At 72.4% G+C, this 8,003-nt stretch carries 6 protein-coding genes and 1 pseudogene; 4 read left to right on the top strand and 3 right to left on the bottom strand.

What is annotated here, in order from left to right:
* The first annotated feature begins 123 nt into the window (after nt 1-123).
* The 3 genes from ACIQNU_RS08505 (at nt 124) to ACIQNU_RS08495 (ending at nt 3,216) form a co-directional block, all read left to right on the top strand.
* Nucleotides 124-1,149: a FecCD family ABC transporter permease gene (locus ACIQNU_RS08505; RefSeq protein WP_401362769.1), complete on the top strand. Its 1,026-nt coding sequence runs from the start codon at nt 124-126 to the stop codon at nt 1,147-1,149.
* A gap of 131 nt (nt 1,150-1,280) precedes the next feature.
* Nucleotides 1,281-2,276 carry a FecCD family ABC transporter permease gene (locus ACIQNU_RS08500; RefSeq protein WP_401364190.1) on the top strand — a complete coding sequence of 332 codons (996 nt, stop codon included), beginning with the start codon at nt 1,281-1,283 and terminating at the stop codon, nt 2,274-2,276.
* 4 nt (nt 2,277-2,280) lie between these two features.
* Nucleotides 2,281-3,216, top strand: coding sequence for an ABC transporter ATP-binding protein (locus tag ACIQNU_RS08495; RefSeq protein WP_401362766.1), 936 nt, complete (start codon nt 2,281-2,283; stop codon nt 3,214-3,216).
* Between the two features lie 65 nt (nt 3,217-3,281).
* Here ACIQNU_RS08495 and ACIQNU_RS08490 read toward each other — a convergent pair whose 3' ends face one another.
* Nucleotides 3,282-4,235, bottom strand: a complete 954-nt coding sequence (locus ACIQNU_RS08490; RefSeq protein ID WP_401362763.1) for a methionyl-tRNA formyltransferase — start codon at nt 4,233-4,235, stop codon at nt 3,282-3,284.
* A gap of 82 nt (nt 4,236-4,317) precedes the next feature.
* Between ACIQNU_RS08490 and ACIQNU_RS08485 the strand changes: the two genes are divergently transcribed.
* Nucleotides 4,318-5,649: a lysine N(6)-hydroxylase/L-ornithine N(5)-oxygenase family protein gene (locus ACIQNU_RS08485; RefSeq protein WP_401364188.1), complete on the top strand. Its 1,332-nt coding sequence runs from the start codon at nt 4,318-4,320 to the stop codon at nt 5,647-5,649.
* Nucleotides 5,650-5,707: 58 nt separating this feature from the next.
* Here the strand turns inward: ACIQNU_RS08485 and ACIQNU_RS08480 are convergent.
* Nucleotides 5,708-6,058: pseudogene (locus tag ACIQNU_RS08480) on the bottom strand (isochorismatase family protein); the annotation flags it as partial.
* A gap of 183 nt (nt 6,059-6,241) precedes the next feature.
* Nucleotides 6,242-7,723, bottom strand: a complete 1,482-nt coding sequence (locus ACIQNU_RS08475) for an amidohydrolase (RefSeq protein WP_401362761.1) — start codon at nt 7,721-7,723, stop codon at nt 6,242-6,244.
* Nucleotides 7,724-8,003: the final 280 nt, after the last annotated feature.

The following is an 8,003-nucleotide window of genomic DNA, read 5'->3' as shown; positions in this document are numbered from 1 at the left end:
CCTAACCCGTTCCGACCCGCTCACGGGACTGCCCGGCGGCCCCTCAACAGGGCACTTCGGAACGGCAGATGACACGGCAGATGACGTGGCAGATGACACGGAAGACGACATGGAGACCGGCACGTGGCTTCAGGCAGAAGGCTTCGCACCACGGTGCTCGTGGCGCTGATCGTCGCCCTCCTCGCCGTGCTGTCCCTGCTGTCCGTGGCACTGGGCGCGCTCAGCGTCCCGCCCGACCAGGTCGTCCGCGCGGTCCTCGGCCATCCGCCCAGCCGCCTCGTCGACAACGTCATCTGGTCGGTGCGCGTCCCCCGCACCCTGCTCGGCCTGACGACGGGCGCCGCGCTCGGCATGGCCGGTGCGCTGATGCAGGCACTGACCCGCAACCCGCTCGCCGACCCGGGCATCCTCGGGGTGAGCGCCGGGGCGTCCTTCGCGATCGTCCTGGCGGTCGGGGTGCTCGGCTTCGGATCCCTGTACGGATATGTCTGGTTCGCGTTCGCCGGAGCGCTCGCCGCGAGCGTCCTGGTCTTCTTCCTGGGACGGCTCGGCCGATCCGGGGCCACGCCCGTCAAACTGGCGATCTCCGGAGTGGCCGTCACGGCCATGCTGTCGTCGCTCACGAGCGCCGTGGTGCTGACCGACCAGGACGCGCTGGACCGCTTCCGGTTCTGGTCCGCCGGCACGCTGGCCGACCGGGACTCCGGCGACCTGATGCGCATCCTGCCCTTCCTCGCCGTCGGCGCCGTCCTGGCCCTGTCCTGCGCGCCCGCGCTCAACAGCCTCGCCCTCGGTGACGACGTGGCCGCTTCGCTGGGCCGGCGGCTCGGACTGGTCCGCCTCCAGGGGGTCGCCGCGGTCGTGCTGCTGACCGGCGCGTCGGTCGCCGTCATCGGACCCGTGGTCTTCCTCGGTCTGGTCGTCCCGCACATCGCCCGGGTCCTCGCCCAGTACGCGGGGATCGGCCCCGACCATCGCTGGCTGCTGCCGATGTCCGCCGCGCTGGCACCCGTTCTGCTGCTGTCCGCCGACATCCTGGGCCGGATGGTGGTGCGCCCCTCCGAGATCCAGGCCGGCGTCCTGGTCGCCTTCCTCGGCGGCCCGTTCTTCATCGCCCTGGTCCGCCGCCGCAAGCTCGCGGAGGTGTGAGCGTGTCCGTGAAATCGTCACCGGTCGCCGCCGACCCGTCCACCGATTCGCCCCCCGCCGGGTCCGTGCGCTCCGCGCGTTTCCCCGTACGCGACCGCCCCTTCCGGCTCACCGTTCCCCCGGTCTCCGGCATGCTGCGTCCCCGACTCGTCCTGACCGGAACCCTCCTCGCGGTCGGCGCCTTCCTGCTGTTCTGCTGGGGCCTGACCATCGGCGACTATCCGGTGCCCTTCGCCGACGTCGTCAGGGCGCTCGGCGGCGCGGGCGATCCCGGCACGGTCACCGTCGTCCAGGATCTGCGGCTGCCGCGCGCCCTGACCGGGCTGCTGGTCGGCATCGCGTTCGGCGTCTCAGGGGCCGTGTTCCAGACGATGACCCGCAACCCGCTCGCCAGCCCCGACATGATCGGGCTGACCCAGGGCGCGGGAACGGCCGTGGTGGCCGCCGTGGTCCTCGGCTGGGGCAGCGGCCTCGGACTGCCGACGATGGGCCTGCTCGGCGCCCTGGCCACGGCCCTGCTCGTGTACGCGCTGTCGTGGAAGGGCGGGGCCACCGGGTACCGCATCATCCTCGTCGGCATCGGCGTGTCGTGGATCTGCACCAGCGCCACCGACTTCCTCGTGGCGCGGGGCAACAGGTTCGAGGCCGAGGCGGCCCTCGGCTGGCTGGTCGGCAACCTCAACGGCCGGACCTGGGACCAGGTGAACTCCCTCGCCCTCGCCCTGCTCGTCCTGCTCCCGGTCACCCTGGGCATGGGCCGCTGGATGCGCACGCTCCACCTCGGCGACGACGTGGCGGCCGGGCTCGGCACACCCGTCCAGCGGGTCCGGCTGGCGCTGCTGCTGACCGGGGTCGGACTCGTCGCCTTCGGTACGGCGGCGGCGGGCCCGGTGGCCTTCGTGGCCCTGGCCTGCCCGCAGATCGCGCTGCGGCTGGCCGGCACGGCGTCACCGCCCCCGCTCGTCTCCGGTCTCACCGGCGCGTTCGTCGTCCTCGGCTCCGACCTCCTCGCCCGTGAGGGGGTCCCCGGGACGGAACTGCCGGTCGGGATCGTCACCGGCGCCCTCGGCGCGCCGGTCCTGCTGTGGCTGCTCATCCGCGCCAACCGCGCGGGCTCTGGAGGCTGATCGCATGTCGACCACCGACCCGCGCGCGCCGCGCGCCCCGCGGCCGTCCAAGTCCGGAGGCGGCAGCACCTTGCCCGGACCGAAAGGCAGCCTGCCCGTACCGGGCCCCGAGTTGCGGGCCCGTGGCCTCCAACTCGCCTACGACGGGCGCCCGGTGGTGGAGGATCTGGACCTCACCGTGCCGACCGGCCGGATCACGGCCATCGTCGGGGCGAACGCCTGTGGGAAGTCGACCCTGCTGCGCGCCCTGGCCCGGCTGCTGACCCCGCGTCAGGGCACCGTCGAACTCGACGGCACCACCCTGCGGTCCGTGCCCACCCGCGAACTCGCGCGCAAGCTGGGCATCCTGCCCCAGACGCCGACCGCGCCGGAGGGGCTGACCGTGGTCGACCTGGTGGGCCGGGGCCGTTCACCGCACCAGACCTGGTGGCGGCAGTGGTCGGCGGACGACGAGGAGGCCGTGCACGCGGCGCTGGCGGCAACCGGTCTGACCGGGCTCGCCGACCGGCCGGTGGACGAACTGTCCGGCGGCCAGCGGCAGCGCGCGTGGATCGCGATGGCCGTCGCCCAGGGCACCCCCGTCCTGCTCCTCGACGAGCCGACGACCTATCTCGACCTCGCCCACCAGATCGACGTACTGGACCTGATCACGGACCTCAACCGGCGCGAGGGGCGCACGGTGGTGATGGTGCTGCACGATCTCAACCAGGCCTGCCGGTACGCCGATCACGTCATCGCGATGAAGGCCGGCCGGATCGTCGCCGAGGGCCCGCCCGCCGACGTCGTCACCGAGGCGACCGTCGAGGACGTCTTCGACCTGCGCTGCCGGATCACGCCCGACCCGGTCAGCGGCACCCCGATGGTGATCCCGCTGGGCCGCCACCACCATACGGACGCCGCACACCGCGAGGACGCCGTGCCCGCGGCGGCCATCGAGTGACCCCACGGGCCCCGGCACGTACGGGGCCCAACTCGTCGGCAGGCAGGCCCCGTACACCGCGCCCCTCAGGGACGGGACGTCAGATACCCGCCCATGGTGCGGAAGTAGTCGTCGGCCGCGTGCTCGGTTCCGTCCTCCGTGCGCACCCGGCGTATCAGGAGTCCGTGGCAGCGTCCGGTGTGGGCGTCGGCCCCGGCCACGACCACGACACCGTCGTCCTCGCGGATGAAGATCCGCCCCGGGGTGCCGCCGTACCGCCCCTCCGAAACGGCGGCGGAGACGATCCTCAGCCGCCGGCCGCGGTGGAAGGCGTACGCGTTCGGATACGGGTCCGACTGGGCCCGTACGAGGCGTTCGAGGCGCTCCGCCGGCCAGGTCCAGTCGATCCGGCTGTCCTCAAGGGACCGCTTGTGGAAGAAGCTCGCCCGGCTCCGGTCCTGCGGCACCCATTGTCCGGCGTCCCGTCCCGAGGCGATCAGGTCCAGCGACTCACGCACGAGGGGAGCGATCAGGTCGACGGTCCGGTGGAACAGGTCGGTCGCCGTGTCGGCGGGCCCCACCGGCACCGAGCGCTGCACCAGTACGTCCCCGGCGTCGAGTTCGGCGTTCATCCGGTGCGCGGTCACGCCGACGCGGGTCTCGCCGTTGAGGAGCGCCCAGATGATCGGTGAGAAACCGGCGTACGACGGCAGCAGCGAGTCGTGGATGTTGAGGGTGCCGTACGGCGGGAGGTCGAACAGCTCCGGGGGCAGCCAGGTCCGCCAGTTGTTGGCCACGATGATGTCCGGGCGCGCGTCACGCACCTCCGCGAGGAGTTCGTCGTCGTCGGGGCGGTTGCGCAACAGGACCGGCACACCGTGCTTCTCGGCGAGTTCGGCGACGTTGTCACTCCAGATCTTCTCGTAGGCGTGTTCGCTCTTCGGGTGGGTGACGACGAGGACCACCTCGTGGTCGGAGTCCAGCAGCGCCTGAAGCGTGCGGTGACCCCAGGTCTGGTAGCCGAGCATGACGACCCGCATGACGGTCCTTCCCTCAAGGTTCCATTGCTAGGTAAGCCTTACCTTATCTAGCATGGGCCTGCCTGAGGGAGGCGATGCCACGGTGAAGTCACCGCTCACGGGTTCCGACGCCGTCCACGACGTCATCGGAATCGGATTCGGTCCGTCAAATCTCGCTCTGTCCATAGCGGTTGAGGAGCACAACGCGCGTCTCGGGGCCGGCCCCGGTCTGCGCGCCCTGTTCCTGGAGCGCCAGCCGCGGTTCGGCTGGCACCGGGGCATGCTGATCGACGACGCGACCATGCAGGTGTCCTTCCTCAAGGACCTCGTCACCCTGCGCAACCCGACCAGCGACTACAGCTTCCTGTGTTTCCTGCGCGAGCGGGGCAGGCTGATCGACTTCCTGAACCAGAAGACGCTCTTCCCGCTGCGGATGGAGTTCCACGAGTACTTCGCGTGGGCGGCCGAGCGCGTCGCCCATCTGGTCGCGTACGACAGCGAGGTGGTCTCCGTCGACCCGGTGCGCGACGACGACGGTACGGTGAGCCGCTTCGACGTGACCTCGCGGGACACCGCGCGCCCCGGTGCGACCGTGACCCGCCGGGCCCGCAACATCAGCGTGGCGATGGGGCTGGAACCGCATGTGCCGCCCGGCCTGGAGCTGACCGAACACGTCTGGCACAACAGCGAGTTGATCCCCCGCGCCACCGGGCTCGCGGACTCCGGCGTCCCCGTACGCCGGGCGGTCGTGCTCGGCGCCGGGCAGAGCGCGGCGGAGGCGGTGGACTATCTGCACCGCACCTTCCCGGAGGCCGAGGTGGTGTCGGTCTTCGCCAAGTACGGCTACACGCCCGCCGACGACAGCCCGTTCGCCAACCGCATCTTCGATCCCGAGGCGGTCGACGTCTACTTCTCGGCGCCCGCCGAGGTCAAGCAGTCCCTGCTCGACTACCACCGGTCCACGAACTACTCCGTGGTCGACATGGAGTTGATCGAGTCGCTGTACGCCACCGCGTACCAGGAGAAGGTGGCCGGGCGGGAGCGGCTGCGGTTCCTCAATGTGTCACGCGTCCGCGCCGTCGACCCCCGCGCCGGAGGCGGTGTCGATGTCGCCGTCGAGTTCCTGCCCACGGCGGAGCGGCAGATCCTCTCCGCCGACATGCTCGTACTCGCCACCGGCTACCGTCCCCGCGACGTCACCTCGCTGCTCGGCGCGGCGGGCAAGCTCTGCCTCAGGGACGACGGGGACGCCATCCGCGTCGGCCGGGACCACCGGGTCGAGACGGTGCCGGAGGTGACCGCCGGTATCTATCTCCAGGGCGGGACCGAGCACACCCACGGTCTGACCAGCACGCTGCTGTCGACGGTCGCGGTTCGGGCGGAGGAGATCCACCACTCGGTGCTGGCGGGTCTGGCGGGGTTGGCGACGGCCTGAGCGGCCGGAGCCGTGCGGGGCCCGGACGGCACGGTGGTGGTTGTCCGGGCCCTCCGGATCAGGCCGGCCCGGACACCGGCCCGCCGAACACGGCCGCCACACTCCGCACCGTCCTGACGGCCCCGCAGGTCGCGGCGATCCAGTCCACGGCCATCCTGTGGTCCTCAGTCGCCCGGCCGGCCACGGCGTCCGCGACGACGAAGGGTTCCAGGTCCTGCGTCCGGGCGTCGGCCGCCGTCAGCAGGGCCTGCGTCCGCGCGAACACCCCCACGATCACCGGCTGGTCGCGCCGCAGCTCCGCGAGGCGGGGGCGCAGCCGGGTTCCGGCGAAGGCGCTGAACTTCTTGGCCGTCAGCACACTGTCGCCGACCCGTGGCCGGATCCGGTCCGCGATCTCGCGGGACTCGTCGTCCCCGGGAAGACCGGGGAGACCGGGAAGGTCCGGGAATTCGGGGAAACCGGGGTGCCCGAAACCGCTCCCGTGCCCGGCCGGCTCCCGCGCATGACCTAGGGAACCCCACCGGGGGACGACATGTGCATCGGCCTTTCACCGGTGCTCGGGCGTCATCGGGAACGCCGTCCGGGGCCGGGCTCAGTACGGCCCATGGGTCCACCGGCCGTTCATCATCGTGGCGTGCACGGGCATGGCGCGCAGGGTGCCCGGGTCGGCGGTCAGCGGGTCCGCGTCCACGACCACCAGGTCGGCGGCGTCCCCGACCCTGATGAGCCGCCGCCCACGGGCCGCCGCCACGAGCGCGTCCGGTACGGACAGGCGCTGTTCGGGGTGCCAGGCGGGGCGGTCGTCGTCGGTACGGGTGACGGCCGCCGCGATGGCGAGCCAGGGGTCGAGCGGCGAGACCGGGGCGTCCGAGCCGAACTCCAGGCGGGCGCCGGCGGCGAGCAGAGCGGCGTAGGCGAAGGCCCTGTCGGTGCGCCCGGCCCAGTGCCGGTCCGCCACATCGCGGTCGTCGGTGGCGTGCCGGGGCTGCACCCCCGCCGTGACGCCCAACTCCGCGAAGCGCGGGAGGTCTTCGGGGCTCAGCAACTGCGCGTGCTCGATCCGTCCCCGGCAGCGCACCGCCGCGAAGGCGTCCAGTGCGACGGTGTTGGCGCGGTCGCCGATGGCGTGCACGGCGGGTTCGATGCCGTGCGCGGCGGCCCGTCGCATGAGCCGCACCAGGTCGCGGGGTGAGGTCTGCTCGATGCCGTGGGAGCCGTCCGTTCCGTCCAGGCCCGGATAGGGGGCGCGGCACAGGGCGGTACGGGTGTTGAGCGAGCCGTCGGTGAAGAGCTTCAGCGGACCGACGCGTACCAGCCCCCCGGACGCGCCGGTCTCGTCCCCGGTGCGCAGTCCGCGTTTCACCGCCATGTCCAGGTGGCTCGGGTAGACGGCCGCCGACACCCTTACGGCGGGCGCGGATGCGGCCGAGCGGCGCTCCCAGTCGCCGACCGTGTCGCCGTACTGGAAGTCGATGATGCCGGTGACTCCGCGCGCGGCGGCGGCCTCGCAGGCGTCCGCGACCCGGCCGTCGACCACGTCGGCCGGTGTCTCGGGGAGGGCGGACAGGACCTCGTGGGCCTCGTGCTCCCTGATCAGACCGGTGGGATGCTCGCTCCGGCCGACCAGGGCGAGGCAGGCGGAGTTCAGCCATACGGCGTGCAGGTCGGCGCTGACCAGGGCGGTCGGCCGGTCGGGCAGCGCCGAGTCGAGCAGCCGCTTGTGCGGGGCGTCGGGCCAGAGCCCGTCCCGGAATCCGTACCCGTAGAGCACCGCGCCGCCGGGCACCCGACCGCCGTGGTCCCGTACGCGGTCGGCCACCGCCCGCGCGGACGCCGTACCGGACAGGTCGAGGCGGTGCCGGGCGCTCGCCCACTCCGCCATGTGCACATGTGCGTCCCACAGACCGGGAAGGAGGGTGCGGCCGTCCAGATCGACGACACGTTCCTCGCCGTCGGACGCCCCGTGCCCCTCGGCCTCCGCCACGACCTGGGTGACCCTGCCGCCCTCGACGCGCACACGGGCGAGCGGCCCGCCCGCGCCCAGCCGCACCCGGTCAAGGGTCAGGGCGGACACCGGGGTCGGATCCCCGGCCGGGGTCCTGACCGGGCCACGTTTCCGGGCACCTTCCAAAGCACCTCCCGAAACACGTCCCGAGACACCTCCCGAGACGCTTTCCGAGACACCTTCCGGGGCGCTTGCGAAGTCCGTCATGAAGCCTCCATCTGCGACACCAGGCGGTCTCGACGGGACCGCGACGGATGGGACGAGGTCGCGGGCCTGCCGGCGCCGCGCACCGACCGGCCCACCCTGTCAGGAGCGGACAGTTCAGGGGCAGGCCAAGGCCACACCTCAC

The sequence above is a fragment of the Streptomyces sp. NPDC091292 genome (genome assembly GCF_044757265.1).
Lineage (GTDB): Bacteria > Actinomycetota > Actinomycetes > Streptomycetales > Streptomycetaceae > Streptomyces.
Note: the sequence above shows the minus strand (reverse complement) of the source record. Positions and strands in the feature narration are given on the sequence as shown.